40 protein-coding genes are annotated in these 26,254 nt (G+C 37.4%); 6 read left to right on the forward strand and 34 right to left on the reverse strand.

All coding sequences use genetic code 11. The features are described from left to right. Positions 1 to 30: 30 nt before the first annotated feature. On the reverse strand, positions 31 to 252 hold the full coding sequence (locus tag ACWYN3_RS15265; RefSeq protein WP_456221906.1) for a hypothetical protein: 222 nt from the start codon (positions 250 to 252) through the stop codon (positions 31 to 33). Between the two features lie 126 nt (positions 253 to 378). Between ACWYN3_RS15265 and ACWYN3_RS15270 the strand changes: the two genes are divergently transcribed. Together ACWYN3_RS15270 and ACWYN3_RS15275 are read left to right on the forward strand one after the other, a co-directional pair. Next, entirely contained in the window at positions 379 to 891 is a 513-nt protein-coding gene (locus tag ACWYN3_RS15270; RefSeq protein ID WP_456221907.1) for a GNAT family N-acetyltransferase, read from the forward strand. Positions 892 to 894: 3 nt separating this feature from the next. Further along, positions 895 to 1,443, forward strand: coding sequence for a peroxiredoxin (locus ACWYN3_RS15275; RefSeq protein WP_456221908.1), 549 nt, complete (start codon positions 895 to 897; stop codon positions 1,441 to 1,443). Between the two features lie 42 nt (positions 1,444 to 1,485). Here ACWYN3_RS15275 and ACWYN3_RS15280 read toward each other — a convergent pair whose 3' ends face one another. Beyond that, entirely contained in the window at positions 1,486 to 1,944 is a 459-nt protein-coding gene (locus ACWYN3_RS15280) for a VOC family protein (RefSeq protein WP_456221909.1), read from the reverse strand. Positions 1,945 to 2,036: 92 nt separating this feature from the next. On the opposite strand from ACWYN3_RS15280, the gene ACWYN3_RS15285 reads away from it, so the two are divergent. Continuing rightward, positions 2,037 to 2,393: a winged helix-turn-helix transcriptional regulator gene (locus ACWYN3_RS15285; RefSeq protein WP_456221910.1), complete on the forward strand. Its 357-nt coding sequence runs from the start codon at positions 2,037 to 2,039 to the stop codon at positions 2,391 to 2,393. Here ACWYN3_RS15285 and ACWYN3_RS15290 read toward each other — a convergent pair. The 19 genes from ACWYN3_RS15290 to ACWYN3_RS15380 all read right to left on the reverse strand — a co-directional run bounded on the left by ACWYN3_RS15290 (position 2,376) and on the right by ACWYN3_RS15380 (position 15,708). Continuing rightward, positions 2,376 to 3,182, reverse strand: a complete 807-nt coding sequence (locus tag ACWYN3_RS15290) for a DUF5686 family protein (RefSeq protein ID WP_456223029.1) — start codon at positions 3,180 to 3,182, stop codon at positions 2,376 to 2,378. The genes ACWYN3_RS15285 and ACWYN3_RS15290 overlap by 18 nt on opposite strands. Continuing rightward, positions 3,130 to 3,576 (reverse strand): hypothetical protein, encoded by a 447-nt coding sequence (locus tag ACWYN3_RS15295; protein WP_456221911.1) that lies wholly within the window; start codon positions 3,574 to 3,576, stop codon positions 3,130 to 3,132. The genes ACWYN3_RS15290 and ACWYN3_RS15295 overlap by 53 nt, the downstream gene beginning before the upstream one ends. 79 nt (positions 3,577 to 3,655) lie before the next feature. Further along, complete coding sequence (locus ACWYN3_RS15300; protein ID WP_456221912.1) at positions 3,656 to 4,591, reverse strand: DUF5686 family protein; 936 nt, start codon at positions 4,589 to 4,591, stop codon at positions 3,656 to 3,658. Next, positions 4,567 to 4,941 (reverse strand): hypothetical protein, encoded by a 375-nt coding sequence (locus ACWYN3_RS15305; RefSeq protein WP_456221913.1) that lies wholly within the window; start codon positions 4,939 to 4,941, stop codon positions 4,567 to 4,569. The genes ACWYN3_RS15300 and ACWYN3_RS15305 overlap by 25 nt, the downstream gene beginning before the upstream one ends. Positions 4,942 to 5,318: 377 nt before the next feature. Next, positions 5,319 to 5,786 (reverse strand): GyrI-like domain-containing protein, encoded by a 468-nt coding sequence (locus tag ACWYN3_RS15310; protein WP_456221914.1) that lies wholly within the window; start codon positions 5,784 to 5,786, stop codon positions 5,319 to 5,321. Positions 5,787 to 5,821: 35 nt separating this feature from the next. After that, complete coding sequence (locus ACWYN3_RS15315; protein ID WP_456221915.1) at positions 5,822 to 6,361, reverse strand: GNAT family N-acetyltransferase; 540 nt, start codon at positions 6,359 to 6,361, stop codon at positions 5,822 to 5,824. A 1-nt stretch (position 6,362) separates the two neighbouring features. After that, complete coding sequence (locus ACWYN3_RS15320) at positions 6,363 to 6,989, reverse strand: class I SAM-dependent DNA methyltransferase (RefSeq protein ID WP_456221916.1); 627 nt, start codon at positions 6,987 to 6,989, stop codon at positions 6,363 to 6,365. A 171-nt stretch (positions 6,990 to 7,160) separates the two neighbouring features. Next, on the reverse strand, positions 7,161 to 7,916 hold the full coding sequence (locus tag ACWYN3_RS15325; RefSeq protein WP_456221917.1) for a cyanophycinase: 756 nt from the start codon (positions 7,914 to 7,916) through the stop codon (positions 7,161 to 7,163). A gap of 9 nt (positions 7,917 to 7,925) precedes the next feature. After that, positions 7,926 to 8,120, reverse strand: a complete 195-nt coding sequence (locus tag ACWYN3_RS15330; protein WP_456221918.1) for an isoaspartyl peptidase/L-asparaginase — start codon at positions 8,118 to 8,120, stop codon at positions 7,926 to 7,928. 20 nt (positions 8,121 to 8,140) lie between these two features. After that, entirely contained in the window at positions 8,141 to 8,530 is a 390-nt protein-coding gene (locus ACWYN3_RS15335) for an isoaspartyl peptidase/L-asparaginase (RefSeq protein ID WP_456221919.1), read from the reverse strand. Beyond that, positions 8,508 to 8,960, reverse strand: a complete 453-nt coding sequence (locus ACWYN3_RS15340) for an isoaspartyl peptidase/L-asparaginase (protein WP_456221920.1) — start codon at positions 8,958 to 8,960, stop codon at positions 8,508 to 8,510. Before ACWYN3_RS15340 ends, ACWYN3_RS15335 begins: the two co-directional genes overlap by 23 nt. Positions 8,961 to 9,056: 96 nt before the next feature. Further along, the gene (locus tag ACWYN3_RS15345) at positions 9,057 to 10,130 is read right to left on the reverse strand and encodes a RagB/SusD family nutrient uptake outer membrane protein (RefSeq protein ID WP_456221921.1); all 1,074 of its coding nucleotides are present in this window, start codon (positions 10,128 to 10,130) and stop codon (positions 9,057 to 9,059) included. A 37-nt stretch (positions 10,131 to 10,167) separates the two neighbouring features. Further along, positions 10,168 to 10,440 (reverse strand): hypothetical protein, encoded by a 273-nt coding sequence (locus tag ACWYN3_RS15350; RefSeq protein WP_456221922.1) that lies wholly within the window; start codon positions 10,438 to 10,440, stop codon positions 10,168 to 10,170. A 10-nt stretch (positions 10,441 to 10,450) separates the two neighbouring features. Then, positions 10,451 to 11,698, reverse strand: coding sequence for a hypothetical protein (locus ACWYN3_RS15355; protein WP_456221923.1), 1,248 nt, complete (start codon positions 11,696 to 11,698; stop codon positions 10,451 to 10,453). Then, positions 11,658 to 12,596, reverse strand: coding sequence for a hypothetical protein (locus ACWYN3_RS15360; RefSeq protein WP_456221924.1), 939 nt, complete (start codon positions 12,594 to 12,596; stop codon positions 11,658 to 11,660). Before ACWYN3_RS15360 ends, ACWYN3_RS15355 begins: the two co-directional genes overlap by 41 nt. After that, positions 12,512 to 13,819, reverse strand: coding sequence for a TonB-dependent receptor plug domain-containing protein (locus ACWYN3_RS15365; RefSeq protein WP_456221925.1), 1,308 nt, complete (start codon positions 13,817 to 13,819; stop codon positions 12,512 to 12,514). The genes ACWYN3_RS15360 and ACWYN3_RS15365 overlap by 85 nt, the downstream gene beginning before the upstream one ends. A gap of 49 nt (positions 13,820 to 13,868) precedes the next feature. Beyond that, positions 13,869 to 14,081 (reverse strand): FecR domain-containing protein, encoded by a 213-nt coding sequence (locus tag ACWYN3_RS15370; protein WP_456221926.1) that lies wholly within the window; start codon positions 14,079 to 14,081, stop codon positions 13,869 to 13,871. Between the two features lie 79 nt (positions 14,082 to 14,160). Further along, positions 14,161 to 14,973, reverse strand: a complete 813-nt coding sequence (locus tag ACWYN3_RS15375; protein ID WP_456221927.1) for a FecR family protein — start codon at positions 14,971 to 14,973, stop codon at positions 14,161 to 14,163. Between the two features lie 246 nt (positions 14,974 to 15,219). After that, on the reverse strand, positions 15,220 to 15,708 hold the full coding sequence (locus ACWYN3_RS15380) for an RNA polymerase sigma factor (RefSeq protein WP_456221928.1): 489 nt from the start codon (positions 15,706 to 15,708) through the stop codon (positions 15,220 to 15,222). A 197-nt stretch (positions 15,709 to 15,905) separates the two neighbouring features. Here ACWYN3_RS15380 and ACWYN3_RS15385 point away from each other — a divergent pair, with 197 nt between their 5' ends. Both ACWYN3_RS15385 and ACWYN3_RS15390 read left to right on the forward strand, forming a co-directional pair. After that, complete coding sequence (locus ACWYN3_RS15385) at positions 15,906 to 16,199, forward strand: SDR family NAD(P)-dependent oxidoreductase (RefSeq protein ID WP_456221929.1); 294 nt, start codon at positions 15,906 to 15,908, stop codon at positions 16,197 to 16,199. Then, a complete protein-coding gene (locus ACWYN3_RS15390) occupies positions 16,162 to 16,713 on the forward strand; it encodes an SDR family NAD(P)-dependent oxidoreductase (RefSeq protein ID WP_456221930.1) in 552 nt (183 codons plus the stop codon). The genes ACWYN3_RS15385 and ACWYN3_RS15390 overlap by 38 nt, the downstream gene beginning before the upstream one ends. Positions 16,714 to 16,812: 99 nt before the next feature. Here ACWYN3_RS15390 and ACWYN3_RS15395 read toward each other — a convergent pair whose 3' ends face one another. From ACWYN3_RS15395 to ACWYN3_RS15420, 6 genes are all read right to left on the reverse strand, one after another. After that, on the reverse strand, positions 16,813 to 17,412 hold the full coding sequence (locus tag ACWYN3_RS15395; RefSeq protein ID WP_456221931.1) for a hypothetical protein: 600 nt from the start codon (positions 17,410 to 17,412) through the stop codon (positions 16,813 to 16,815). Next, entirely contained in the window at positions 17,409 to 17,627 is a 219-nt protein-coding gene (locus ACWYN3_RS15400; RefSeq protein WP_456221932.1) for an RNA polymerase sigma factor, read from the reverse strand. Before ACWYN3_RS15400 ends, ACWYN3_RS15395 begins: the two co-directional genes overlap by 4 nt. A gap of 31 nt (positions 17,628 to 17,658) precedes the next feature. After that, complete coding sequence (locus ACWYN3_RS15405; RefSeq protein ID WP_456221933.1) at positions 17,659 to 17,919, reverse strand: RNA polymerase sigma factor; 261 nt, start codon at positions 17,917 to 17,919, stop codon at positions 17,659 to 17,661. Positions 17,920 to 17,940: 21 nt separating this feature from the next. Next, on the reverse strand, positions 17,941 to 18,816 hold the full coding sequence (locus tag ACWYN3_RS15410; RefSeq protein ID WP_456221934.1) for an alpha/beta fold hydrolase: 876 nt from the start codon (positions 18,814 to 18,816) through the stop codon (positions 17,941 to 17,943). A 66-nt stretch (positions 18,817 to 18,882) separates the two neighbouring features. Further along, positions 18,883 to 19,956: an acyltransferase family protein gene (locus tag ACWYN3_RS15415; RefSeq protein ID WP_456221935.1), complete on the reverse strand. Its 1,074-nt coding sequence runs from the start codon at positions 19,954 to 19,956 to the stop codon at positions 18,883 to 18,885. 127 nt (positions 19,957 to 20,083) lie between these two features. Further along, positions 20,084 to 20,956, reverse strand: a complete 873-nt coding sequence (locus ACWYN3_RS15420) for an alpha/beta fold hydrolase (RefSeq protein ID WP_456221936.1) — start codon at positions 20,954 to 20,956, stop codon at positions 20,084 to 20,086. Between the two features lie 173 nt (positions 20,957 to 21,129). On the opposite strand from ACWYN3_RS15420, the gene ACWYN3_RS15425 reads away from it, so the two are divergent. Beyond that, positions 21,130 to 22,014 carry a LysR family transcriptional regulator gene (locus ACWYN3_RS15425; RefSeq protein ID WP_456221937.1) on the forward strand — a complete coding sequence of 295 codons (885 nt, stop codon included), beginning with the start codon at positions 21,130 to 21,132 and terminating at the stop codon, positions 22,012 to 22,014. Between the two features lie 203 nt (positions 22,015 to 22,217). Here the strand turns inward: ACWYN3_RS15425 and ACWYN3_RS15430 are convergent, their stop codons facing one another. From ACWYN3_RS15430 to ACWYN3_RS15460, 7 genes are all read right to left on the reverse strand, one after another. Next, positions 22,218 to 22,496 carry a hypothetical protein gene (locus ACWYN3_RS15430; RefSeq protein ID WP_456221938.1) on the reverse strand — a complete coding sequence of 93 codons (279 nt, stop codon included), beginning with the start codon at positions 22,494 to 22,496 and terminating at the stop codon, positions 22,218 to 22,220. An 18-nt stretch (positions 22,497 to 22,514) separates the two neighbouring features. Further along, a complete protein-coding gene (locus ACWYN3_RS15435) occupies positions 22,515 to 23,222 on the reverse strand; it encodes an isocitrate lyase/PEP mutase family protein (protein ID WP_456223030.1) in 708 nt (235 codons plus the stop codon). A 159-nt stretch (positions 23,223 to 23,381) separates the two neighbouring features. Next, complete coding sequence (locus ACWYN3_RS15440) at positions 23,382 to 23,705, reverse strand: helix-turn-helix domain-containing protein (RefSeq protein ID WP_456223031.1); 324 nt, start codon at positions 23,703 to 23,705, stop codon at positions 23,382 to 23,384. After that, a complete protein-coding gene (locus ACWYN3_RS15445; RefSeq protein ID WP_456221939.1) occupies positions 23,687 to 24,199 on the reverse strand; it encodes a DUF6597 domain-containing transcriptional factor in 513 nt (170 codons plus the stop codon). Before ACWYN3_RS15445 ends, ACWYN3_RS15440 begins: the two co-directional genes overlap by 19 nt. A gap of 131 nt (positions 24,200 to 24,330) precedes the next feature. Further along, on the reverse strand, positions 24,331 to 25,761 hold the full coding sequence (gene pepD, locus ACWYN3_RS15450; protein WP_456221940.1) for a beta-Ala-His dipeptidase: 1,431 nt from the start codon (positions 25,759 to 25,761) through the stop codon (positions 24,331 to 24,333). A gap of 18 nt (positions 25,762 to 25,779) precedes the next feature. Continuing rightward, positions 25,780 to 25,920 (reverse strand): hypothetical protein, encoded by a 141-nt coding sequence (locus ACWYN3_RS15455; RefSeq protein ID WP_456221941.1) that lies wholly within the window; start codon positions 25,918 to 25,920, stop codon positions 25,780 to 25,782. 105 nt (positions 25,921 to 26,025) lie between these two features. Further along, positions 26,026 to 26,172, reverse strand: coding sequence for a hypothetical protein (locus ACWYN3_RS15460; RefSeq protein WP_456221942.1), 147 nt, complete (start codon positions 26,170 to 26,172; stop codon positions 26,026 to 26,028). Positions 26,173 to 26,254: the final 82 nt, after the last annotated feature.

Consider the following 26,254-nt stretch of genomic DNA (forward strand, 5'->3'; position numbering starts at 1 on the left):
GCAGCTCAGGAATTCTTTTTAATGACCCGCTTATAAAGTAACCGGATTTAGGCCGTGTTTCAATAAGCCCCTTGCTTTCCAGTTCATAGTATACTTTAATAGCAGTAGTCTGGCTTGTGCCATAAATTTTGCAGAACTCACGAAGCGAGGGAAGTTATCCCCTATGGCCAGAACATTATTCTTAATTTGCTGTTCCAAACCTCTCGCTATCTTTTGATACAGATGATACTTCTGTGCTGATTTATTTTCCATAATCCACAACTGCTATGGTCAAATATATCAAAACTGCATCTGCTTTCACAACTATATTTAACTTAACTTTGTCTTAATTAATAAGATTCATTTATACAGAAATATCCGCAGAAAGAACATTTACTTATGGAAATAACCAATAGTACTCCAAAAGACATTGACGCAATCTTCAATCTTTATGATCAGGCAACCACACATCAGAAAAATATGGGGGCCGGATTGTATTGGCAAGGATTCGAAAGATCTCTTATTGAAAAAGAAATTGAAGAAAAAAGACACTATAAAATAACAGTAGACGGAGAACTTGCCTGTACTTTCTGTATTGCACATAAAGACCCTGCGATCTGGAAAGAGAAAGATAAAGATCCTGCTGTTTATATTCACCGCATCGCTACTAATCCTTTACTGAGAGGTAATTCATATGTAAAACACATTATTGCTTGGGCTAGTGAATTTGCAAAAGATAATCAACGTGATTTTATCAGAATAGACACAGGAAGCGGTAATGATAAACTAAATAACTACTACATCAGCTGTGGCTTTAACTATCTGGGTGTCACGCAGCTAGAGGATGTAAGCAGTCTGCCCGCACATTATAAACATGGTTCTTTCAGCTTATTTGAGATTCCACTTAACTAGATTATGAATAATTTAGAAATCCTCCCTCCTGATTTACCAATTCCTGCTGATGACGGAGCCTGTGAGCATTTACCAGGGTTAGCAATTCCAGGCCTTACTCTAAAAGCGACAAATAGAAAATTGATAGACCTTTCTGAGATTCAAGGGCGTCTGGTGATTTACTGTTACCCAATGACCGGACCTGAACATATTCCCCTTCCCGAAGGCTGGGATGCCATTCCCGGAGCCAGGGGCTGCACTCCCCAAGCTTGTTCTTTCCGTGATCATTATCAGGAGTTACAACAACTGAATACACAGGTTTATGGAATGAGCACACAATCAACAACTGATCAAATTGAATCGAAAGAGCGGCTGCATCTTCCATTTGAATTACTAAGTGATGAAAATCTGGCTTTTACGAAGGCATTAAATTTACCTCTTCATACTTTAGGGGATCTTAAATTCTTGAAACGTGTTACCCTAATCTTTGAAAACGGAATCATCGCTAAACATTTTTATCCGGTTTTTCCGCCTGATAAAAACATTGATGATGTACTTCAGTACTTAAGCTAATTTGATAAGAGTGAATTCCATTCACTCTTATCAATATAACCATTAAAAATCCACGCGTTCCAAAAACTCTATCACTTCACCATTTGGGCTGTAAACCAATGAATTGTGCACCGTAACAGCAGGATGACCAAGATGTAGTACCATCGGTGCATGGCAGGATGTTGCCCCACCTTCAAGAGCCATTTCATAAGCTTTTTTTGAATCTTTTACAGTCAGGCAGATGTGCAATAATGCTGTTTGAACAAATTCCTCCTGCTCCTGTTTTTTTCTTCCCTGTGCAGGAATATCAGCTGCACGGTCATATACTTCAATATAGCTGAGGCCATCGGGCGATTTTAACATAGCGGCCCGTTTAAGATTGAACTCAGGTAATGACCAGGTGTGACCAATTTTATACCCAAGGATTTCGGTATAAAAACCGACCGTCTGATCAAAATCTTCTGCCCTGATTGCAATATGATGTAAACCAGATAACCCGATATCATTTTTGGATGTTGCCATAATTTAAGAATTTATTGACAAATTTACAGATGGAGGTACCCACAACAATGAACTTACAAAATTGTAAGCGAAAACATAAACCTCTTCATCCAATGAAAAAGATCACCTCAACTAATTATATCAACGCAAAAACATTGCATGGACTATGTGATGCAGCTTATACTTTATCAATTCTCAGCGGCCGCTGGAAACTCACCCTATTAGTAAAATTAGGTGAAGGCAATAAAAGGTTTTCAGAGTTAAAAACACAACTTCCTGTGATTACTGAACGCGTATTAGCTTTACAATTGAAAGAACTGGAAAAAAGCGGACTGATTATCAAAAAAGAATCTGCTGTGAAAAGCAAATTATATAGCTATGAACTATCGCCAATAGGCAGATCACTGGATCAGGTAATCCAATCTCTTTCAAACTGGGGAAAAATCAATAATTTACAACCTGAATTGTAGTGTTGTTCTTATTGCAAAATTAGAAGGTGGTTCACCAGGTTCGCTTAAATGATCTCTTTGTGTTAGACGATGTAAGAAATCAATACGTATAAATTTAAAGATATTTTCGACTCCATAACCAACTTCCACATAAGGAACATTATTTAAACTGCGGTTCAGATTCGATCTGCCTCTTACAAAAGCCTCATTATTTTTGTTTGAAAGACTTCCCTGCAATACATTTAAAACAGCCACAGTACGCACATTTAATGATTTTAAAAGAGGAATACTATTGGTAATCAACCCTTCCATATGTTGCGTATAGTTCAGTGACACGAATCTGTCGCTGGTAAATTCCATAAAACGCATCGTGTTAAAACTATACCTGTGATTTTCCAGTAAAGGATAAGGCAACGCACTTGGAATAAATCCGGCAGTAAGAGAATAATCGCCTACTCCAAAAATCCCCAAACGTGGTCTCTGGCTAATATTAAAATAGAATTTATTATAATTAAAATCACCACATAAAGCTTTTGTACCTCTGATATATCTGAAAGTCAGGATCGGGTTACTATTCCCGTTACCGATAATCAATCTTTTATTAATTTTAGATGATTCCAGCAAACGTCTTCCGGGTGTCCATTGGATCTCTGTACCTATTTCAGAAACTTCATACCGGTTATATGTTCGCTGATCTGTCTGATCATGGTAATGAAAATTAAATAACGGATCAAATGTACGATGAGATAAAGTCAGCTTACCTCTTATCGTTGGCGTAATATCGGGTCTGAATGTAAGCCTGAGATATATTCTGTGTAAACGGCCCCCTTCTGATCACCCTGCCATTCCTGATAGAAGCCATAAATACATTATTAGCCTTATTAATGAAATTTTCGAACTGATAACCTGTCTGCCCGATATCATGCTGATAGGAAACCCCTGCCTGTACCCATGGTTTACGGGAAAAGATATAATCTACAGCCGCATTGTATTTAAACCGTTCATCTCTGAAACCATAACTTAAAAAGCCACTAAGAATTAGTTTATCACTAAAAGCTGGATTTGTAGTTGCCCCTACCCTGAGTACATTTCCCTCCAAATCATTGTAGCTATAAGTATAAGGGTATGGCCCAAAACTTACCTTGCCAACCTTATAATAACCATTGATCAGCATTCCTGCTATATCCGCATAAGTTTTAACCAAAGGCAGTTTTTTTTAACAGTATCTATCATTTTATACACTGCCTTATCCGCAGCAGTCAGTGAGTCTGCACGGTTTTTAATCAGTACTGATCATCTTTCTTATTGACATCATTGCTCATCACCAGGCTTTCTTTAAAATCAGCAACCGGGTAATCTTTATTGACTTCAATATTTTTATTAGACAGATAAAATTTTGCAATAAAACCTGATAATTTTTTCTGAGTTGTCCCCACATTGACTACAATACGGGTTTGTCCCGGTAACCAGTTAGTAGTCCCCGGAGCTTGCACCATGGCCTGCTGGATTCTGATCTTATTTAAAAAGTTCAGATTTGCATCCTGTGAGACCTTACAATCAATCTGATATAAAGCATAACTATCGCGTGTAATCCACATCACCCCATCAAATGCGAGATCATGCGATCTTTTGGGTTTGAACTCAATTTTATAGCATTCTCTGCCATTTATTTTATCATAGGAATCAATCAGCTCATAGTTATAATGGGTCTTCCAGTTATCACTTGTCGGCGATATAAAATCCTTATTAGCGAGTTTAAGAAAGTTATTATAAAAATTATACTGTAAAAACGTAGAGCCTACCAATTGAGAAATCAATGTTTCATCTTCGATCCCTACCCCGCTTACCTTAGTACGCAGCACATGTTCAGTTTTTCGTTCAGGGCTAGTCGTATACTTGTAATCAGACACCGTTTCAGACATAAATATAGGCAGAATTGGTGTTCCTTCTTCCCCGGCAATTTTCTGCAAGTTTTCCATCAATGGCAAAACCTGTTTGATCACCTTATTCTTCTTCATCTTTTCGCTGATATTCGTAACAGATATTTCGATACGGTTATAACTTTGATACTGATAACTTTTTAAATACTTCTGATCATTCAATGGTTTATTTTTAACCAGTTTATCCATGATTTCCCAGGCCGGGTTCACATACGTTTTAGGAGTAATTGTAACCCCGTTCAGGATGCGGCCGTTTACTGCCAACTGAAAATCGACCATCGTCTTAGGTGCTTTAGGCAATAATTTCTTCCCCGGTAAATAGCTGACGTACGCTGTATAAATAAATCATTGGCAATATCATGCGGGATAGCCAAATGATACAATCCATCAAAATCTGAAGCCGTAGCTCTCACTGTACCATTTTTAAGCTTTACAAATATAGTGGCATAAGGAATGGCTTCACCAGTTTGCGCATCAGTTATTTTTCCTGTTACAACAAGCGATTGTTGTGCATAGACAACATTAGCACATAAAACATTAAGGATTATTAATACAAGAAATGCATTACGCAGATTGCACCTTTTAGTAGAAAGCTGAAATAAAAAGAAAGTAAATTCTTTAACCTGCATAGAGTGATAAAAATTTTAAAACCGGGATATTATTATGTTACGCTAATCCTGAATATTTATTAGTAGAAAATTGTATCTGCTAATCCCCCTATTCCGGTCCATATCTATTACAATTTTTATAGATTAAAAACACAATGTAAAAAAAACTATTTACATAATGTCAATGCATAAAAAAAGAAAAAAGGAATGATAAAGAATCTGTGGGTTGCAATTATATGAGCGTCAAATGGTTATCTATTTCAAAAAAAGGTCACATCCTTCAAAACAACAATATCTGCTTCGAAACAAACCTGTTACAAATATAATGTTTGGTATAACGATTTAGGCCAAAAAGCTATTTGGTAATACAGATTTAACAAATTTTAACTTAATTCCTGCTATTTTACTGAAAGAAATATATCAACTTCACTATTATTCCAGTCTGCTGCTCTTTCATCATAAACTTCAAGATCTACTATATAGGCTCTTGGAAAATCCGTTTTCCAGATTTCTCTCCAACTATTAGCTACACAATCAGGAAATTTGCCTTTAGCTGTTATCTTCAGATAATTTCCAGATGGAATAATTAAAGTATCCAACCCTTCAGGAACTACAGTACCCTGGTTCACTTTACAGCCAATAAAAAAGGCATAAGGCTGTGTATAATCACCATCGTAAGCATAATAAGCAGCCAATACTTCATCATTCAGTTTATCAGGTATCTGTGCAGCAATACCATTACTACATAAACTAAACTCCTGCCACAGACCACCACAATCTATGCTGGATTGATTATTTTCGTTTGTTGTTTTCCCTTTCAGGGATAAACCAATTAATTGTACTTCCTGATACTCTGTATGATTCATGAAAAATTAGTTGAAAAATTTATATAATCTTAGAATTATCTATTTAACCATTCCGCTCTGGTAATTTTAAACCAGTCCTGCTCGTCCCCATCCAGATCAAATTTTTCTATATATCGCAATCCGATCTTCTCCAGAACAGCTCTCGAAGCTTTGTTCCCCGCATCTGCCCATGCATAAATTTCATTGAGTTTAAATCCTTCAAAACCATAATCAATTGAGGCCTGAGCAGCCTCTGTTGCATAACCCTTTCCCCAATATCTCTGGATAAACCGGTAACCGACCTCATAGTAATTGGTATGGTTATTATAAGAACCTTTGACTAACTTGAGTCCCGCCCAGCCAATAAATTCATTCGTGCCTTTTTTAATAACTGCAAGCCTGCCTGTTCCATGATCAACATATTGTTGTCTGATAAAAGCGATAGCTTCTTCAGTCTGTTCCATCCTGATAACGGGTTGGTTTCCTAAATATTTATGTACCAGCGGATCGGTATCCAGTTCATACATTCCATTTTTATCTGACAATAAAAGTTCTCTTAAGATCAGCCTGTCTGTCTCTGCAAAAAAAATTTTCATCCTATATTTTTTTCAGTAATAAGGTCAGTATTCGTGGAATAATTATCTTTTGATCATTATCAAAGTATTCATTAATATCTACGATTTCAAATCCATACTTTTTTGCAAGCTGAGTAAATTCCGAAACATGATGGTTATAACAAGTTACAACCTCTTGTCCTGCTTCTGTTTCAAAACGGGCCTTTCCTCCAGAATATTGTTTAAACGGATGTAGTTCACCTATATAAATATGTGCTCCTGCATCCATTACTTTCACTGATTTTCTAAAGATATCATCAAGATTTTCTATATGCTCCAATACCAGGCTAAAACTTACCAGATCATAGTTTCCTTTAATAAAGAACCACTCTTCAGTAATATCAGCCTGTATGAAATCAACAGCAGCAGCAGTTACTTTAACTTTTGCTTTTGCCAGCATTTGTTCAGAAAAATCTACCGCTGTAATATGTTTTGCCCTGGTTAGCAACCAGGCAGTATTTTTACCGGTACCGCAACCAATCTCTAAGCATCTTTCAAATGAAATCCCGGCCAAAGCTGTCTTTAAAACCTCGGCTTCCAGATCACGTGTTTTATTCAAATTTGTATCATATTGTTCCGACCAGCTATCATATGCTTTTCTAATACTCATACCCAAATTTAACAATAAACACCAATGGTGCAGAAAGATAAATTTATTTTAAATTAAACTTATCCCCAGAACCGTATATACTAAATCTTAAATTCTCAAAAGTTATCAAGTGATTTTCCCTGATTCTTACATGCTCAGGATCTGCTATTCTCAATACCTGGCTCACCCCAACTACAGTGATATTTTTTTTCCCCGTACTACAATGGCTGTTCCTTCATCAATACCAATACAATCAAATCCAGGATAAGCTGTAAGCGCAGACAACAAACGGTTATACCGGCTCCGCTTTATAAAATGCTGATCAATAATCACAGAATCCAGTAAGCCCATACCACTTTCAAACTCAATATTATCAGCTCTCAGCTTATTGAAAGTCTCCTTATAGTTCGTATCCAGCAATTGATTACCAGTAATCATATGTTTACTCATCACTGCTGCCCCGGCACTTGTCCCGGCTATAGTCGCTCCATTTTCATAAGCCATATGGATCGCATCATAAACCGGAGTATTCAATACCACTTTCATAAAACGGCTTTGGTCTCCACCAGTGATAAAAACAAGTCTTGCCCCCGCCAGAGAATCCAGCCATTGCTGATAATGAACTTTCTCTGCCGTAAAATTAAAACTGTAAATATTGTTATTAGCAGCTGCCGATAACTGTTTTTTAATGGCATCAAAAGAAGCCTCAGGCTCAGCAGTTGCCATAGGTAATACCACAATGTAATCATGCGGTCTCAGGTTAGCCGTTTTAATCAGCGCACTGATCAACTCCGCAGAACGGTCACCTCCCCCAATAATAAATAAACTGCCTTTTGATAAAACCGGCAATGCAGGTTTAGTTTTATATTGGCAAAACGACTGATTTACAGCAAACAACAAGACAAAAAGCAATGCATATTGAATGCGTGAACAAATTCTATTTAACATAATTTTACGCTATTTATAGATCAACACTTCAATTTTACCATCTGCCGTAACCGTCCCTCTGTACATTCCTTCAGTATTAAAAGGCATCGTTACATTACCTTTTGCATCTAATGCGATCAGCCCCCCATCACCGCCCATTTTCCCTACTTTATCCAATACCGCTTTTGCAGCCTCAGCTACGGGCATATTCTTATACTCCATCATCGCCGAAATATCATGCGCTACTACATTACGGATATAAAATTCGCCCCATCCGGTACGGTACAGGAAATCCCAGCAGTCACATTATTCGCATAAGTACCTGCACCAATAATCGGAGAATCACCAATACGGCCATATCTCTTATTGGTCATACCGCCAGTTGAAGTACCCGCAGCCAGATTTCCCGATTGATCTAATGCCACAGCACCAACAGTACCAAATTTATAATCGTGATTTATCGTGCCAAGTTTCATTGATTTTTTATTGCCATGATCTAAAACAGATTTAGTAGAATCTTCTTTTATAGCTTGCTGTAAACCATCCCAACGCTCTTTAGTATAAAAATATTTAGGATTGACAATTTCAATACCCGCCTGCCTGGCAAACAGTTCAGCTCCAGGGCCTACCATCATTACATGTTCTGATTTTTCCATGACCGCCCTCGCAGCGGATATAGGGTTTTTTAATCGTAGTCACACCGGCTACAGCACCGGCCATCAGTGTTTTTCCATCCATAATGGCTGCATCCATCTCATTTTTACCATCATGCGTAAATACTGCCCCTTTTCCGGCATTAAACAAAGGAGAATCTTCCATAATATGAATAGTAGCCTCAACAGCATCTAAACTTGTTTTTCCCGATTTCAAAACATTATATCCTGTTTGTAATGCTTTTGTTAACGCTGCGATATAAGCTGCTTCTTTTTCAGCACTCATATTTTTCCTGGTGATGGTTCCTGCACCTCCATGGATGACCATTACGTATTTTTGTTGCCCGTAAGCCATATTAGCTGCAAAACATAAGAGAAGGACAGCTATTGTTTTTAAGTTCTTATTGATCATTTTGGTTTGTTTTATTTTGGTTTAAGATTATCTTATGGAAGATAATGACAATTTTAGAAGCGTTTAAGTTTAGCCAGAAAAATCCTTCATAGCTCTTTAATAATTAGGATTTTGAACTGTTTTTTTATTTACAGAAATTTCCAGTGCAGGTATAGGAAGCGCATATTGCGCCTGAGCAGGTAATAATTTAACCGCACCAGAAGTATTTATTGCCTCTTCCGGCAATCTTTGTACAGGTAAACTTCTGCGTTTCAAATCAAAGAAACGATGACCTTCAAAAGCTAATTCTTTAAATCGCTCTGTATAAACAGCACTGATTAAATCATCCTTACCAGCAAAACTCACAGGAGCGTAATCTTTAATCCTGGCGGCACGCAAAGCATTTAAATCACCGGCAGCATCACCAGTACTTTCTGCTTCCGCCTCCGCTTTAATTAAGTACATTTCACCTGTCCGGAACATTTTAATATCTGCCAGGCCGGGAGCCAATATTGTACCCGGGTATTTACTAACCAGATATTCAGATTTTTTTGTTCCTCTTGTATTATCAAATTTGATATATGCCGTGTAACGGATATCATTCACCTTATCAAAAGAATTGATTAATTTAAAAGAAGGGGCATACAAAACCATTTTCGAAGCCTGACGATAAAACAAGTCACCTATCTTTGAATCATCCCCCAGCCTTTTAAGCTTCCAAAGCACCTCATGATCAGAAACATCTGTCCAGATATCCGGGAACTGCTCAGCTGTCGCCAATGGCATTGAATTGATAACCTCTGTAGCATAAGCAATTGCTTCTGCCCAGTTTTTCTCATATAATGCCAATCTCGCCTGCATAGCTGATACGGCAATTTTTGTCACCCTTGTTTTATCATCAAATGATAAAGGAATCAGTGCTTTAGCCGCCACTAGATCAGCCTTAGCATCAGCCACTACGATTTCAAAATTGTCCCTGCCAGGATAACCAATCGCAGAAGCTTTCATGTATGGCACTCCTAATCCCCCATTCTGATAGGCTGAGCCATACATTCTCAGTAATTCGAAATGACAAAATGCTCTTAATGCTAGTAATTCTCCACGGTAACGATCTCTGATTGCTGCATCTCCACCAGACACTGTTATCTTGTCCAGCCCCGCTAATACTCTGTTTGCCCTATCTATAGCCACATAATAACCATAATAGGAGTTTGTGACAGATCCATTGTCAGCTGTATAAATAAAGCCATCTGTGCGCGTCAGTATTGCTAACTGTGTTTTCTGCAGGCAACATCACTTCATCAGATATAATCGCGTTAATACCTATCAAAGCATCATCAAGCTGCGAATAAACCCCGATCAGCCCTAAATTGATATCATTTATATTTCGGTAGGCCTTCTCAGCATCTATCGTATCAGTAGGTTTCAAATTCAGCTTGCTACAGGAAGAAAAGAGTACAAATACAGAAAGTACTATTGTATATTTTATATGATTAATCATTGTCGTAATTTTAGAAGTTAATACTAATTCCTGCGGTATATGTTCTTGCATTTGGATATTGAAAAAGACCTGACACTCCATTATTTTCAGGGTCCAGTCCTCTCCATTTCGTCCAGGTCACCAGATTCTGGCCCTGTACAAAAACCTTTAAATTACTGACTATCTTTATTTTTTCAATCAGGGATTTAGGCAAGGTATAACTGATATTTACATTTCTTAACCTCAGAAACGAGGCATCCTGAATGTCTTTAGAACTAAAGTTTCTTGGAATATCAAAACGTTGTAATGTTTTCACATCACCAGGTTTCATCCAGCGATCATCAAGCATCCTGACAGATTGATTACTGGTAGCATAACGCTGATTTTCATTATAAAAATCTTCATTATTCCAGCGGGAAACACCAGATACAAAAGAAAACAAAGCACTTGCAGTAATTCCTTTCCAGCTTAAGCTAGTATTAAAACCACCTGTAAATGAAGGGTATAAACTTCCTGATTTGGCTACACTCTGCGTATTTGAATTATAAGTCGTGGTGATACTTCCATCCAGATTATAATACTGTGCCTCACCAGTTTGTGGGTTCACACCAGCCCATTGCGGCGCATAATAAGATCCATAAGGCAAACCAACTTGTAAAACCCGTGTATCTCCATCAGGATATGAATCAGCGACATCCGTTACATGAAGTACTACATTTTTATTATAACCTGCATTAACCCCAACTGTCCAGGTAAAATCTTTAGTTTTCAAAATGTCTCCACTCAAATCAAACTCTACCCCTCTGTTTCGCATCTTTCCTGTGCTCAAACTAAGAATAGGAAAACCAGCTGTAGCCGAAGGCGGCTGATCGATAAACATATTATCAGTGATTTTATTATAGTAATCGGCTGACAGACGTAATCTGCGGCTCTTCAATAGAGTCAGTTCAAAACCTGTATTGAACTCCTTCACATACTCCCAGTCGAAATTGGCATTACCTGCAGCTGACGGAACGATTCCAGGTTTACCACCATAATTTGCATTTACTATATAAGCAGGCAGGTATAAGAAATCTCCATTTCCAAAAGGACTGGCAGAAGTACCATAACTCACTCTGAAACTCAGGTCAGAAATCAGCTCACTATTTTTCACGAACTCTTCTTTCTTAGCGTTCCAGTTTGCTCCAACAGAGTAAAAGCCATGCCATTTATTTTGCGCTGCAACTTTTGTTGACCCATCATAACGGTAACTTCCTGTCAGGGTATATTTTACCATCATAAGTATATCTTGCTACACTCATCAATGAAGCCAGCGCACTGCTTGTTTTTGAACCTCCCACATTAGGCAGATAATCTATACTGTTGGTAATTGCAGCAGGCGTTTCCGGTAAACGGCCATCCAACCCAAAACCAGTAAAACCAAAAGAATTGTAATTATTATAGACATATTCATAAAAAGCAGAAGCTTCAAAATCATGTTTCCCATTAAATGTTTTAGCATAAGTCAATCCAGTAGTAGAAATGATATTAAAATTTCTCCTGGTTCCTTCGTCAAATCTTCCTTTTCCGCCTAAAGTGTTCGAATTATTGATCGATCCATAATAGGAATCGGGATTGATATAAGCCTGATCCGTTGAATTTCTATAATCGATGCCTGCTCTGGTTGTAATTTTCAGTTCAGGTATTATTTGATAAGCCAGGGCAACACCAATAATAGATTTTAACTGATCTGTTTTGCTGGATGAGTTAAACAAACGTTCCAATGCCTGGCTTCCTTCCCGCTGATCTGCGATAAAATACTGATCCTGATTACCAGGATGAATTAAAGTACCATCAGGAGCATAAGGGTTTTCATAAGGCAGTGCATAGTAAACTGCTGACATTGCTGTTCCTCCTCTGCTGCTGCCCTCCCCTTCAGTAAAACTCTGATTAGAATAGCCGATATTCAGGTTTACATTACCAGAGAACTTATCGGATTTAAAATCCAGGTTACTTTTCAAAACATATCTTTCTAAACCGGTACGTTTGGCAACACCATCCTGTTTGTAATAATTCAGGGAGTTATAAAAACGAACGTTCTCATTTCCACCGCTCACACTAACCTGTTGCTCCTGAAACTTACTCTGCTGATAGAATTCATCTCTCCAGTCAATATTGATATTTCTAATACTATCCAAGATATGATCTGCTCTTTGTCTGAAGGCTGCTGTCCCGGAAATATAGTCTGGATTTTTAGGAGAATATGTCCATCCCGGCCCAAGGTCTCTCTTCCAAAATCAACCCCCACCCCCTCTTCAAATGATAATCGCTGTGCAGTGTTCATCATTGTAAATTTGGGATCTGTCAGTTTCGAAAAACCATATTGAGAGGTGTACTGTACCTGTATTTTACCCGCCTTACCTTTTTTGGTAGTAATTACAATTACACCATTCGAACCTCTTGATCCGTAAAGTGCCTTTGCGGAAGCATCTTTTAATACCGTTACGTTTTCAATATCTGCTGCATTGATCGTTTGAAAAAAACTAGCTTCAATCGGTGTTCCATCCATAATGTATAAAGGTGCCGAAGAACCATTTACACTTCCAACCCCGCGAATAACAACAGCAGCACTTTGTCCCGGCTGACCAGAACTGGAAATCACACTCATACCTGCAACTCTGCCTTGTAAAATCTGGTCGAAAGTTAATCCTGCAACATCATTGATTTTATCGGCTGCGACCAGAGTTGCAGCACTTGCCGATTGAGTACGCTTATAATTTGTATATCCTGTTACGACCACTTCCTGCAAATTCCTGTTATCGCTTTTCAAAATAACATTGATCGTATTTCCATTGGCCGGAATGGTTTGTTTAATAAAACCTACATAAGAAAATTCAAGTATTGAAGCCCCATCAGGTACACGGATAACATAATTCCCCTTACTATCCGTTGTAGTAACCACAGTTGATCCGCTTAATTTAACAGATACACCCGGTAAAGGTAATCCCGCTTCATCCTCAACACTCCCGGAGATCACGACATCGTTTTGTGTTTTTGTGCCCGAATAAATAACTACGAGGTTACCCTCTTTCAGCATATAGGTTAACCGGGTTTCCTTTAAAATAGATTTCATCGCTTCATCCAATGTAACCTCATGCAGGTTCAATGTAGCCTTTTCATCTTTTGATAAAGTTTGATCACTATAAACAAACCGGTAATCTGTCTGCTTTTCAATAGTTTTAAGCAGACTCCTGATACTCATCTGGTCTGCACTAATGCTTATTTTCTGCTGTGCAAAACCGGAAGCAGAAACCTGCATACACATGATCAGTAAAATTAAGCCAGTAAGTTTCGTCAGCAGCAACATCCTGCTGCCTATCAAATACTTACCAGATTTCTCTAATAGTAAGGTTTTTCTCATATTGGTTAGTTTAAGGTTGTGGGTATAAATAGTATTGGTGGTTCGGGTTTTATTTGCTGATTGTAATCTTGTTTTGTTCAGCTTTAAATTCAAATGGATAGGCTATTTGTAAAGCTTCGAGCGTTTTAATCACACTCTCATTTTCAAACGTTCCGGAATAACGGTAATCTTTAACTTCTTTATTGGCGATATAAATTTCAATGCCATACCATTTTTGCAGTTTTTCTGCAATTGCAGCCAGTGGTTCGTTATCTATAATCATCCGGTTTCTCACCCATTGTATTTCTTCGGGTTTATGATCAGGGCGTTCGTGATCAAGTGATGAAACCAGGAATATCTTTTTAAGATCTGTACTTTTTCGGCAGAGAGATTATATTATTGTATAATAGTTTCTGGTCAGGTTTTAGTAATACAGTATATCCAGGATATCTTTTAGATTCTACCTGCACACTACCATGAATTAAAGAGGTTTCTATCACAGGCGATTGTGCATAGGCTTTCACATTGAAACTTGTTCCTAATACTTTAATATCATTCATAGAGGTATGTACAGTAAAAGGATGTCCGGCATCATGCTTCACCTCAAAAAAAGCTTCGCCTTTAAGCCAGAGTTCTCTTTTAACAGGGTTAAAATTCTCAATAAGCTTGATTTCACTGTTCTTATTTAAGGTGATGACTGTACCGTCCGTCAGTATTACGGTTTTTCTGATTGCATCGCCCGAAGAAAAAACCGATGCGGATAAAACTATTCCCGGCTGAGAGTTCTTTAGTGGCAAATAGTTTTGCTGAATAAAGTACAGAGAGGCCAGTATGACAACCGCCGCAGCTGCAAAACTTGTATACTTATAAAAACGATTGCGGGTCTGACTTAATTTTTCTTCCCCTTTACCCGGATTTAATAAAAGACTTAATGCTTCTTTCTGTTTAAACCCATTTTTCAAATCTTTGACTTGCTGTAGCCTGCTGCCTTGTTTGACTGTCAGTATATTGACCAGCTTTCTTGCATTTTCAATATCAGAAGCCCTTTCAGGTAAATTATTAACCCAATCTTCCCATAAAATATGATTTTCAAGACTTGTTCCTAAACAATACTGCTGAAAAGAGTCATTACAAATCAATTCTTCAATTAAAAAATCGTTCTCTGGCAATTGCATATCCTGGCTTTTCCTTATAGACGGAGAAATCCTGCTGTTTTCCTAAGAGAATCTGAAATATTTGTTTTTCACTAGCATTATTCAATGTTTCCTTTTTGCATGAGTTCCTGTAAAAAACAAATAAATGTTTCGATTTTAAAATAAGACAGTTTCGATTTTAAAATAAGACACAGCTGGGTACTGTAGGGTAAATATCATCAGGATAATAACCGCGTATTTATTTGAGCTCTTAATTTTATACTGAAACTATTTAAGGATTTTTCTGAGCATTTTTATTGCATCATAAACAGTATTATATGCAGTCTTTACTGTTTGGGAAGTCCGCTCTGCAATCTGCTCGTAGCTCAATCCCTCAAAGAATTTAAGCTGAATCAATTCAAACTGTCTTGGCGTAAGCTGTGCGATTGCAACTCTTAACTTATTTTTAGTTTCTTCATCCTGCTGTAAGCCAATCATAATATCTTCGTAAGAGAGCTCACTGGTTGTTTCCCCGTCACCCATTTTATTGACTGCCAGATTAGTACGATCGATATAAGCAAGCTGATCCAGCATACATCGCCTTAGGGAAGTCATCAAATACGATTTTACATTTTCGACCGGATTAAGTCTGGATCTTTTATCCCACAAATTCAGAAATACCTGATTAACGCAATCTTTGACCAGCTCATCATCAGCATTAATTTTTAAGCCAAAGCGGATCAGATGGAAATACAGATTATTATATATATAACCCAAATAATGCGTTCTTATCTCCAAGCCGCATTTGTTCCCAATATTTCTTGTCCTCTTCTGTGGGTAGCATAAATCGAACTGAATATATGCATTTATGGTAACAAAGGTTTCAGTGGTTTGAATTTTGTAACTAATGGGTTGAATTATGCAAACACCAGCCTCGCTATACGGGATATATTTGTATCATAAAAAAACATATTATGGAAAACAAGAAAGTATGGTTCGTAACCGGAGCCTCCAAAGGGCTGGGACTTACCTTAATTAAACAACTATTAGATCAGGGACATCAAGTTGCTGCTACCTCCAGAAGCATTGAAGAATTAAATGAGGGAGTGGGAGCAAAACTATCTGAAAATTATTTACCGCTTAGCGTTGACCTTCGCTCTGAAGAAAGTGTTGGACAGGCAATAGAGAATGCAATCAGTCGGTTTGGCCAAATTGACATTGTTGTTAATAATGCTGGATACGGGCTTGCGGGCAGTCTGGAGAACTGAGTGTGACGAAGAAGCAAGAGCAAATTTTGACATCAATGTATTTGGCTCTTTAAATGTGATCCGTAAAGTTATGCCGCATTTGCGTGCTCAACAATCCGGACACGTATTTAACATCTCTTCTATCGGCGGCTTTACTGGTTATTTCCCGGGATTTGGAATTTACTGCGCTACAAAATTTGCAGTACAGGGTTTTACAGAAGCCCTGGCAGCAGAAGTTAAACCATTTGGTATACATGCAACAATCGTTTCACCAGGATATTTCAGAACTAACTTTCTTTCTACAGGTTCTTTAAATGTTCCTAAAGATCAGATTGACGCCTATCAGGAAGTTCGTGAAGTACAAAACCAGCACCAGAACCTTATTGATGGTAATCAGGCGGGTGATCCTGAAAAAGCAGCTGCTGCAATCATTAAAGTAGCTACAGAAGAAAATCCACCGTTACATTTATTTTTAGGTCAGGATGCTTATGATCTGGCTTATGCAAAAAGATGCCGTAAAAAAAGGGGATCTTGAAAATCTTAAGGAGATGATTACCTCGACCGGTTTCTAATGGCTTACATGATAAATCTGGCGCTCCCGCCAACCCTTCCTGTTTGGCGGGAGTATCAGATTTTAATCAATTAATTGCTTTTTGATATGCTGAAGATCAGTTATGATTTCATCAATTTCGATAAGTTGCTTCTTTTGTTTTTTTAATCCGTACCATAAACAAACGCCCAAAATATATGCAGAGGTGGCTGAGAGCACTGTCCATCTGTAAACCGGAGGATGAATACTGGTGACCTCCCATAAATACATCATCAATGCCAGCCATAACAAAGCAAGATAAATCCAGTTGTATCTGGTGATCAGTCTCCGCTGCGAACTTAATTTATCAAGCTGATAGCTGATATAGCCCGAACTTGAAGCCTCCATATTTTGTTTTCTGAAAGCATATCCCTTCCAATATAAAAAGATAACAATCAATATTATTGTATACATAGCAGCAGCTATACTAACCTTAAACGGCCATCCGAACTGTTCGTGAAAAGACAAGTAAACCCATCCAAGAACGATCAATGTGACTGCGAGCAAAATATTAGAAATTATTATCCTTGTCAGCACTTTACGCTGATACTTTTGCCATTTAGTTTGTAAAGATGATTTAAGCCGATCCGTATTGACATTTATAGGCTGGCCTTGCCAGCTTTTCTGCAAGTCTTCAAAATTCATATTCCTTTTTTATTTTCCATGAGTTTAAGCAACCGTACTTTGATACGGTTTATCTTAACCCCAACGTTGTTAATATTCGTTCCTGTGATTTCTGCGATATCTTTATAACTCTTATCTTCCAGTACAAGCGAAATAATCAGCCGGTCTGATGTTTCCAGCTGACTGATGCAATACCGCAATTGATCCAGCTGTGTTTCTTGTTCTTGTTTTTGCAAAAGCGTCTCCTCATAAGGAACCTGAATAAAATCAGGAAGAGGTGAATGCTGATGTTTTTATTTTTTTGAGGTTGAAATTGATAGCCGTGTTTACCGCGATGCGATAAATCCACGTACCAACCTTTGCCTCGCCTTTAAAATTCTGAATGCTTTTCCATATCTGGAACAAGATTTCCTGATATAAATCATCTGCATGGGATACATCATAGAGATACGCTCTGCAAATACGATAAATGCTGCCATGATGAGCTTTTACCAGCTCATTAAACATTACTTCCTGTTGATCAAACATATATATGCTGGATATGGCAATTTAAACCCCTTTTATAAATGTATCAATTTCCCGATAATACCACTCAGGTGCATCGTACATAATAAAATGTTTTGAAGATGGTGTTACATGTACTTCACAGCTTTTACATTGCTGATATTGTTGCTCATATAATCCCTTAGCATATTCTTTGGTAAACATCGGATAACCAGGTTTAGGTCTAAATGCGGCCATAACCAGTACTGGAATTTTAATCGCTGAAATGTGCTGGCGCATATCATTTCCCAGCATTTCTGTCATAGTATAGGCCATTGTTTTGTGATCGGATTTTGCTCCCCATCCGGCTATCATTTCCCATTTGGTAAAATCTGCACATAGCGAACTGGTAATGATCATTTGACTGGCTTTCAGCTTTGTTTCATCCATTTGATCATAGTTAACTAACCTGGATTTAGCCCTGGCCTCATCAAAACCAGCTTTAGCATTCGGATTGAAGACTGCTGCGTAAAACGGCAATGCATCCACGACGATTACTTTCTGCAAATGATCTTTGAGTTCAGAAGCTATGCAAAGTGATATAAAACCACCAATGGAATGACCAACCAGAATTACCTTATTTAGTTTTTTATCATTGATGTACTTTATAATTTCCGTTTTATAAGTATCCAGATAAGCTTGTGAATTTATTGGGGCTACACCTGCATAACCTGCAAGCGTAAACACGTGACATTGATGATCTTTACTGTAACGTGCAACAGTTTCTTTCCACTCCTCTCCACTACAGGTCGCACCTGGAATAAATAAAATTGGCTGTCCTTTACCAGTTACAGTAACTTGAAAAGCTTTAGTTGAAGGAGTCTGTGCAAATAATGCGGCGCTGATGAATAAGAGCGCAAATAAGTTCGTTAACGTTTTCATAATCTTTTGTTTGAAGCTTTAGTCAAGAGACTCTTGACTTTATTACACCCCAAACTGAGATTTATTTTATTTCATCTTTTCATCCAGCCTGTCCCATCTGAATTTCGTTATCAGATAATTTAAAAAGGGTTCAGTAACCAAAACCCGTAATTTTTCTATCAGCGTACCACACAAAAACAATAACACAGCGATTAAGAAAAGGGTGATGTATACACTCCCTATTTTATAATTTGTTGCCAGCGTATTTAAATGATCTGTTAGAAAATCAGCTGACCGGGGATGCTCATGGATTAAATAGATTGCTAATACTGAGGAAGAGAAAAAGGAAATTATTTTGTACGATATTTTAAGATTTTTAAAGAAGAAAAAGAAAGAAATAGCTGAGATCAGTACCAAAGGGTTATTATAGAAAAATGCTCTCCACGCAAGCCCCACCCCTATATATTTCAAACTCATGAAAAACATTCCAAAAATCAGAAGCGAACAAATCACATATAAACTTAAATAGAATAACTTTCCTTTTTCAAAATTCAGGTAAGTACTAAATGCCTGACCATAAAAATAAATGCAGATAAAACTGAATAAGGAGTATCCGTTCAACACACCTAATGGGGTCGGATCCAGTGTAAAACCAATAATAAAGTTGATGACTGTGAGTACACCTAAAATGTATAAAAACTGGAATTTTGATAAATGCCGTTTAGCCAGATTGAGAAAAGGACTGAGCAGATAAAGGAAAAAATACGTCGTGATAAACCACCATTGTCCATTTGGGACAGAAAGGAATCCATTCAGGAATATATCAAAGGATATAGCCTCGCCATTAAATAAGCTAAATATAATATCAATACCAATACTATAAGTAATAGCCTGTACCAATAGACTGAGTACTGTTTTCACTCTTAACTTTATCCCATAATAACCAGATATAAATATGAAACAGTTGACAGTCATAATCAGAAAACTATCAATAAAAAGTCCATGCAGTGCATCATCATTGATATGGGTACTTTCAGAGGTGTATAATAAATGCAGCCCCCTTCCCCGCATTAAAAAATGATGGCAAACAATCATAATCATTAAGACAATTCTCAACAATTCAATATTAAGTTCTCTGTGCTGTTTAACCTTATTATTCATTTTTGTTCTGCCATTCTTTAGGACAAAGCAAATGTATTATTTTTAATACCCAAACAGCCTTTTCATTTATGATATTATAGGGTTCTTATTGTTAAAATTTCAATAATATCATGGGTTGTGCCGTTAACTATTTAGGCAACCCCGCCAGGAAGACTAATATGTCCTCACTGATTTCTTTATAATGGGTCTCTAATGCAAAATGTCCTGTTTTATAAAATTTCACTTTTGCATTTGGATTATCCTCCTTTTTATACCCTTGCGCTCCTGCTGGTAAAAAATAGGGATCTTCACTGCCCCAAACAGCAAGCAACTGAGGCTTATATTTTCTGAAATAAGCCTGAAAATCAGGATAAAGTGCCACATTAGTTCTATAATCTCTCAGTAAATCGAGTTGTCTGTCTGCACTGCCCGGAAGATCAAGAAAATGCTGATCTAAAGTATAAGTTTCCGGGGCTATTAATGAGGAATCACTCACTCCTTTATAGTATTGAAATTTAGTAGATTTCAAAGACACGAAATCTTTCAATGCTTCGCGATTTTCAGCAGATGGATCTTTCCAGTATTTCTGGATCGGGTTCCAGCCAGTACTCAACCCTTCCTCATAGGCATTACCATTTTGAGAGATAATACCAGTTATTTTCTCTGGATTGGCTAACATTAATCTGAATCCAACGGGAGCACCATAATCGAAAACATAAACTGTAAAACGCTTTATAGCCAGCTCATCAATAAATGACTGCATAGTTTTAGCCAGGTTCTCAAAACTATATTCAAATTGATCAGGGGTTGGTACGTCCGAATATCCAAAACCAGGCAGGTCTGGTGCTATCACATGATATTTTCCACTTAAAGCTGGTATCAGGTTCCTGAACATAAAAGATGATGCCGCATAGCCGTGCAGCAGTAAAACTATCGGAGCATCTTTAGGCCCTGCCTCACGGTAAAATATATTCAATCCGTTTGCTTTGATATTGCGATAATGAACGTCTTCTGTTTTCATACTTATTTTTTTTGAATTAACATTGGTGAACGACTGACCTGAAAGCCGACCGGCAGATAAAAAAATTACCATAGTCAGGATAAGGTGTAAATAGCTTTTATTCTTCATGAGTACTTGTTTGATTTGATACTTCAAAAATAATTCATACATTTAATCTTTAAAAACGATTAATAATGATATTATTAATCACAAAAAATGATTACATGAACACGAATGATTTCAAAATATTTGAAGCTGTAGCAGCAAATGGCAATTTTACTAAAGCAGCTGAGGCAATGTTCACAGTTCAGTCTAACGTGACGGCAAGGATTAAAAGCTTAGAAGATGAGTTTGCTGTTTCACTTTTCACCAGAACATCAAGAAAGGTAGAACTTACAGCTGCAGGTGAAACGTTAATGCATTATTTTAAGCAGGTAGGGCAACTGATTGAAGAAGCGAAAAGAGAATTATCTCAGAGCAATCAATTAATTGGTCATCTTAAAATTGGTTGTATTGAAACGACCATGGCCTTAAAAGCACCGGATATTATCAATAGGTTTAATGAAACTTATCCGGAGATTGAACTTGAATTTAAAGCTGATATGTCCGCAAATTTAATCAATGATGTTATAAACTATAAGCTGGATGCAGCTTTCGTATCCGCCCCGGTATCCATTCCCGATTTAGCACAACAAACTATCAAAGAAGAACAGCTGGTTTTGGTTACATCAGATAAATATGATAAAATCAATGATATCATACGTGATCAGCAAGTGAAAATTGTCGTATTTGATCAGGGTTGTAATTTTAGGGCCAGACTGGAATCATGGCTTAGTTTTAAAGGTATCATCAATTATAAAAGCATCATAGTTAATTCTCTGGAAGGGATAATCAATTTTGTAGAAGCTGATCTGGCCATAACAATATTACCTGCCGAATTAATAGCACAATACTATCAAAACAGAAGATTAAAAACATTTTCGATAGGTAAAGAGCTTGGTACATCTACTACTGTTCTTGTCTATAGAAAAAACCGTGCACAAGACAAATTATTAAAAGCATTTACAGAAATTTATTAATGCCCGGTAAATCCATAATATGGGATTAAAAAACAGAGCCCTAGTACTACCTAAGACTCTGCGAATCATTAAAAAAACTAAACTATAGCTAATCTATGAGGGTAACAACAAGTTGCCTTCAGCACCAAACGCATGATCAACTATAATCTTCCAGGTGCCATCAGTCTGCTCCTTCATTACTTCTATACCCTTAGCCCTAATCTTTACTTCATCGCCATCTGTAATATTCCATTCGGATCTTCCAACAGCAATATTTCCTGTTTGTAAACAATAGACTGTCTTAATTTCCATTTTACCTTTGATCGATAGAATGGCTTTGATGGATTCTTCAAATTTATCTTTACCAGAAACAGTTTTTTTCCTGGCTCCGGTACGATAATGCCTGTAGTATCATACATATTCATTACTGTGGCTACGTCACCTGTATTATAGGCTGCAGCAAGTGTTGCATGAGCATCTTCAGCTCTTCTTGGTAAATTCATTTTGATAGGTTTTTTATACTATGAGAAAATAGATGAGAAATTTTGATCACTAATAATTGTCTTTGATAGTTTACCCGCATCCTGATAAATTTTATTAAAAAGGAACCCACCCATGCTGATTCTTTTTACACCCAGCTCTTCCAGTTCTTCAAAATCCGGCAAATCAGGCATACACATGACATTGACAGGAAGGTGAGTTGAATTGACTACGGCTGCGATATCTGCCTTATGGGTAATACAAGGAACAAAGATTCCATGAGCACCTGCGTTTTGATAACCTTTAATCCGGGCTGTTGTTTCTTCAAGCGCCGTTTGTATACCAAGCAAAAACCCATCAGTTCTGATATTTAAAAATACTCCAAGTTTATTTCTGCTGATATAATCTGATATTCCCGAAATAATTTTCTGGAATTCAGTGGCTGACTGTAACTGTCGGCTGACTCCTGCAATGGTATCTTCCAGGTTTATGCCCACAACCCCAACGTCATGCAGTTGCTGTATGTTTTCTGTAATTCCTGCAATTGTCCGGCTATATCCACCTTCCATATCTACTGAAAAAGGGATACTGACTACCTCTACTACTCTTTTCGCTAACTGAAGAAGGATTTCAAACGGCAATTGTTCTCCGTCCTGATAACCAAATGAATTGGCTGCTGCCTGGCTGGAAACACCAATTGCCTTGTAACCATTAGCTTCAAATACTTTTGCACTATTTACATCCCAGATATTGCCTAATAAAAAAAAGGTGTGCGATTTTGATGCAGTTCCACAAACGTTTCAAAATGGTTCATACGATAAGGTTTATATTTTGTTTAATAATTAATTCTAAACAAAGATATTACTGGAGTAAACCTTAGAATTGTACAAATCGGAACTAATGAAAATTCAGGATTGTAAAAGTAAGTTCACAGGGGTTATGTGATCCATATAAGCAGACGGGGTAACGCCGGTAAAGGACTTAAAATCTCTTATAAAGTGTGACTGATCAAAATAACCACAGGCGTAAGCAATCGAAGTAAAAGGCTGCTCATTCTTCGCGATGAGCGTAAGACTATGCTGAAACCGGTTAATTTTATCAAATGATTTTGCAGAGAGACCGGTATGCTGATAAATTAGTTTTTGAAGATAGCGGGGTGTAATGTTATGTTTTGATGCAATATGATAGATATTATCTATTGATGAATTGCTTTTTATACTGGATAAAAAAATGGGGCTACTTTATCAATCTTAAATGCTTTCCGCTCATTACTGATCAACCTTTTCAATAAGAAAGTTTCAATAAGCCCGATTCTCTGAATCGTTTCCCTGGTTTCCAGAAGCTGTGCATGCAGAATTTCCGCAGGGCTGCCTATGATATCAAAAAGGTTAGAAACCCTGTCATTAAATACTCCCATTTCATCGTTAAAAAAAAAATAGGATGCAGAATGTGTAAAAAACTTGATGCCAAGCATGGTATGTTTGCCTTTTGATTTTATTGCCAGTGGCTTGGTAATCTGGCCCCATAACTCTATCGCAGGAGTCTTTAAGAATTTATTTTCAACCGATGATTCCCAGATGCCTTCACCTAAATTAAAAATCACTTCCATATCACCGCTTGGAAATACAGTATCCTCAAATTCAGTATCGGAGCCCGATTCAAAAATATAATAGTGCCTGATGTAAGGCTTTAAAATATCCGATGGCAAGAACTGTTTAAATTCCATATCTAAATTACTGAAATTTCGTTAAATCCAGCTTTTGTTCACACCAGCAAAGCTAATGTTGCCATGGCTCTTTAAATTGTACAAAACGGAACAAATCAGCTCCTTCTTTTCAATGGAGAAGGAGCTTCATTTTACAATTCGCTTAATAAGCTGGTTAGCAATTTCCAGATCTTTTCTACTGATTTGATTTCCACTTTTTCTTCAGGCGAATGCGCACCGTAGATATTAGGGCCAAAAGATACAATTTCCAGATTAGGATGGTGCTTAATAAACAGGCCGCATTCTGAACCGCCATGTCCCCCATTAATCCGTGGTTTTTGTTTAAAAATCGTTTCATAGACCGACGCCGCTTTTTGGACGATATCACCTCTTAAATCAGCTCTCCAACCAGGATAATCCCCCGTAAAAGTAACTTCCCAGCCAAAAAGGTTATAAAGAGCTTTGAGTACATTACTCAGTTCTTTCTTTTTTGAATCTACTGAAGACCGGCACAAATTAACCATGTTCAATTCACCGTCTTTAAGTTGTATCGTTGCCAGGTTATTAGACGTTTCTACCAGATCTTTTATTTCTGCGCTCATTTGATACACCCCTGTAGGATTAATAAATACAGCTTCGATAATTTGTAAAGAATCCTCTAAAGAAAGACTTTTCAGGTGATTATGATATGGTAATATATCAATGATCAAATCGGGTTCAGCAATTTGATATTCCAGCAGTATATCCTTTTTCAACTCTTCAAAAAACACTAGAAACTCAGTCGGGGTCTGAACTCCAAAAACAGCTTTTCCATCCCGGGGAATAGCATTCCGAAGCCCTCCTCCATCCAGATCAATCAATTTAAGACCTGAATTTACTCCCGCAAAAAAACGAAACAAAATCTTAATAGCATTACCCCGGTTCTTATTGATATCTGCGGCAGAATGTCCACCCTTTAAGCCTTTAATTACTATTTGAAAGACATCCCAGTCATTTTCTTCAACCTCATACTGATGTTTTGCCAATACATTTACAGCTCCGGCACTTCCAATCCGAAGCAGGTCATCTACCATGATATCCAGATTCAGCAGTCTGGAAGCAGAGAAGAAATCGGGTTCCATTTCATGTGCCCCCGTCATACCACTTTCTTCATTAATGGTAAACAAAGCCTCCAGGGGCGGGTGATCCATTTCTTTAGAATCCAGAATACTTAACATATAGGCCAGACCGATACCATTATCGGCACCTAATGTAGTTTGATCAGCAGTTACGAAATCTCCATCAATTTTCAGATCAATTCCCTCTTCATCGAAATCGAATACCTTGTCTTCGCTTTTTTGCTGAACCATATCCATATGTCCCTGCAAAGCGACCTTTTCACTATTTTTATTCTGCCCCTGTCCATCTTTGCTAATCAGAATATTTCCAGTAGCATCTGTTTTACAGAAAAGGTTTCGCTGAGCCGCAAATGAAATAAGATATGCGGCTATTTTTTGTTCTTTACGGGATCCCCGTGGAATGGCACTAATCTCTTCGAAGAAGTGCCAGACAGATTTTGGTTCTAATACAGAAAGGATACCCATTAATTGATTTTATTTTTTTTAAAAGTTCTTTTTTGATTCCAGCCATTCTCTTTTCAGCATACTCAATACAGCCGAATCTCTTCTTGCACCGTCAATTTTGTATCCGTTATTCCAAAGGATGCCTTCAAACGTACACCCAAGACTTTTTATAGCCTGCATACTTCTTTCATTCTGACTATCTAATCTGAATTCTACTCTTTCAAATTCCAGCTGTTCAAATATAAATTCAAAAAGCAGGTATTTACAGTGTTTATTCAGCCCTGTTCACTGCCTGCAAAGTGTAATCCATAACTCAGCCTCACCGACTCCGAATGCTTTTAAGGTTTCAAAATCAGACATTTCTAATGGTCTGAGCTGCACATAATCGTTCTCAAGTATATAGCTTTTATTCGTATCAAATATCTCCTTCATTTCAGTTAATTTGTTCCGATATAAATCTACAAGGTACATTATTACGTATTACAAATGAAATCCCGGTCATCTGCACTGTTTT

It is taken from the genome of Pedobacter sp. NJ-S-72, from assembly GCF_053890575.1.

Bases quoted from the DNA above. Each gene is read 5' to 3' on its own strand.
- ACWYN3_RS15410 (WP_456221934.1), bottom strand. From the start codon at position 18,816: ATGAAAACGTTAACGAACTTATTTGCGCTCTTATTCATCAGCGCCGCA.
- ACWYN3_RS15310 (WP_456221914.1), bottom strand. From the start codon at position 5,786: ATGAATCATACAGAGTATCAGGAAGTACAATTAATTGGTTTATCCCTG.
- ACWYN3_RS15355 (WP_456221923.1), bottom strand. From the start codon at position 11,698: ATGATGGTAAAATATACCCTGACAGGAAGTTACCGTTATGATGGGTCA.
- ACWYN3_RS15460 (WP_456221942.1), bottom strand. From the start codon at position 26,172: ATGAAGGAGATATTTGATACGAATAAAAGCTATATACTTGAGAACGAT.
- ACWYN3_RS15385 (WP_456221929.1), top strand. From the start codon at position 15,906: ATGGAAAACAAGAAAGTATGGTTCGTAACCGGAGCCTCCAAAGGGCTG.
- ACWYN3_RS15275 (WP_456221908.1), top strand. From the start codon at position 895: ATGAATAATTTAGAAATCCTCCCTCCTGATTTACCAATTCCTGCTGAT.
- ACWYN3_RS15420 (WP_456221936.1), bottom strand. From the start codon at position 20,956: ATGAAAACAGAAGACGTTCATTATCGCAATATCAAAGCAAACGGATTG.
- ACWYN3_RS15285 (WP_456221910.1), top strand. From the start codon at position 2,037: ATGAAAAAGATCACCTCAACTAATTATATCAACGCAAAAACATTGCAT.
- pepD (WP_456221940.1), bottom strand. From the start codon at position 25,761: ATGGGTATCCTTTCTGTATTAGAACCAAAATCTGTCTGGCACTTCTTC.
- ACWYN3_RS15340 (WP_456221920.1), bottom strand. From the start codon at position 8,960: ATGATCAATAAGAACTTAAAAACAATAGCTGTCCTTCTCTTATGTTTT.
- ACWYN3_RS15280 (WP_456221909.1), bottom strand. From the start codon at position 1,944: ATGGCAACATCCAAAAATGATATCGGGTTATCTGGTTTACATCATATT.
- ACWYN3_RS15315 (WP_456221915.1), bottom strand. From the start codon at position 6,361: ATGAAAATTTTTTTTGCAGAGACAGACAGGCTGATCTTAAGAGAACTT.
- ACWYN3_RS15445 (WP_456221939.1), bottom strand. From the start codon at position 24,199: ATGGAATTTAAACAGTTCTTGCCATCGGATATTTTAAAGCCTTACATC.
- ACWYN3_RS15455 (WP_456221941.1), bottom strand. From the start codon at position 25,920: ATGCAGGCTATAAAAAGTCTTGGGTGTACGTTTGAAGGCATCCTTTGG.
- ACWYN3_RS15405 (WP_456221933.1), bottom strand. From the start codon at position 17,919: ATGTTTGATCAACAGGAAGTAATGTTTAATGAGCTGGTAAAAGCTCAT.
- ACWYN3_RS15265 (WP_456221906.1), bottom strand. From the start codon at position 252: ATGGAAAATAAATCAGCACAGAAGTATCATCTGTATCAAAAGATAGCG.
- ACWYN3_RS15430 (WP_456221938.1), bottom strand. From the start codon at position 22,496: ATGAATTTACCAAGAAGAGCTGAAGATGCTCATGCAACACTTGCTGCA.
- ACWYN3_RS15415 (WP_456221935.1), bottom strand. From the start codon at position 19,956: ATGAATAATAAGGTTAAACAGCACAGAGAACTTAATATTGAATTGTTG.
- ACWYN3_RS15370 (WP_456221926.1), bottom strand. From the start codon at position 14,081: ATGATTATAGATAACGAACCACTGGCTGCAATTGCAGAAAAACTGCAA.
- ACWYN3_RS15300 (WP_456221912.1), bottom strand. From the start codon at position 4,591: ATGGTCGATTTTCAGTTGGCAGTAAACGGCCGCATCCTGAACGGGGTT.
- ACWYN3_RS15425 (WP_456221937.1), top strand. From the start codon at position 21,130: ATGATATTATTAATCACAAAAAATGATTACATGAACACGAATGATTTC.
- ACWYN3_RS15365 (WP_456221925.1), bottom strand. From the start codon at position 13,819: ATGAGAAAAACCTTACTATTAGAGAAATCTGGTAAGTATTTGATAGGC.
- ACWYN3_RS15335 (WP_456221919.1), bottom strand. From the start codon at position 8,530: ATGATGGTAGGCCCTGGAGCTGAACTGTTTGCCAGGCAGGCGGGTATT.
- ACWYN3_RS15330 (WP_456221918.1), bottom strand. From the start codon at position 8,120: ATGATGGAGTATAAGAATATGCCCGTAGCTGAGGCTGCAAAAGCGGTA.
- ACWYN3_RS15270 (WP_456221907.1), top strand. From the start codon at position 379: ATGGAAATAACCAATAGTACTCCAAAAGACATTGACGCAATCTTCAAT.
- ACWYN3_RS15395 (WP_456221931.1), bottom strand. From the start codon at position 17,412: ATGAATTTTGAAGACTTGCAGAAAAGCTGGCAAGGCCAGCCTATAAAT.
- ACWYN3_RS15390 (WP_456221930.1), top strand. From the start codon at position 16,162: ATGCTGGATACGGGCTTGCGGGCAGTCTGGAGAACTGAGTGTGACGAA.
- ACWYN3_RS15305 (WP_456221913.1), bottom strand. From the start codon at position 4,941: ATGCAGGTTAAAGAATTTACTTTCTTTTTATTTCAGCTTTCTACTAAA.
- ACWYN3_RS15375 (WP_456221927.1), bottom strand. From the start codon at position 14,973: ATGCAATTGCCAGAGAACGATTTTTTAATTGAAGAATTGATTTGTAAT.
- ACWYN3_RS15325 (WP_456221917.1), bottom strand. From the start codon at position 7,916: ATGTTAAATAGAATTTGTTCACGCATTCAATATGCATTGCTTTTTGTC.
- ACWYN3_RS15350 (WP_456221922.1), bottom strand. From the start codon at position 10,440: ATGATTAATCATATAAAATATACAATAGTACTTTCTGTATTTGTACTC.
- ACWYN3_RS15320 (WP_456221916.1), bottom strand. From the start codon at position 6,989: ATGAGTATTAGAAAAGCATATGATAGCTGGTCGGAACAATATGATACA.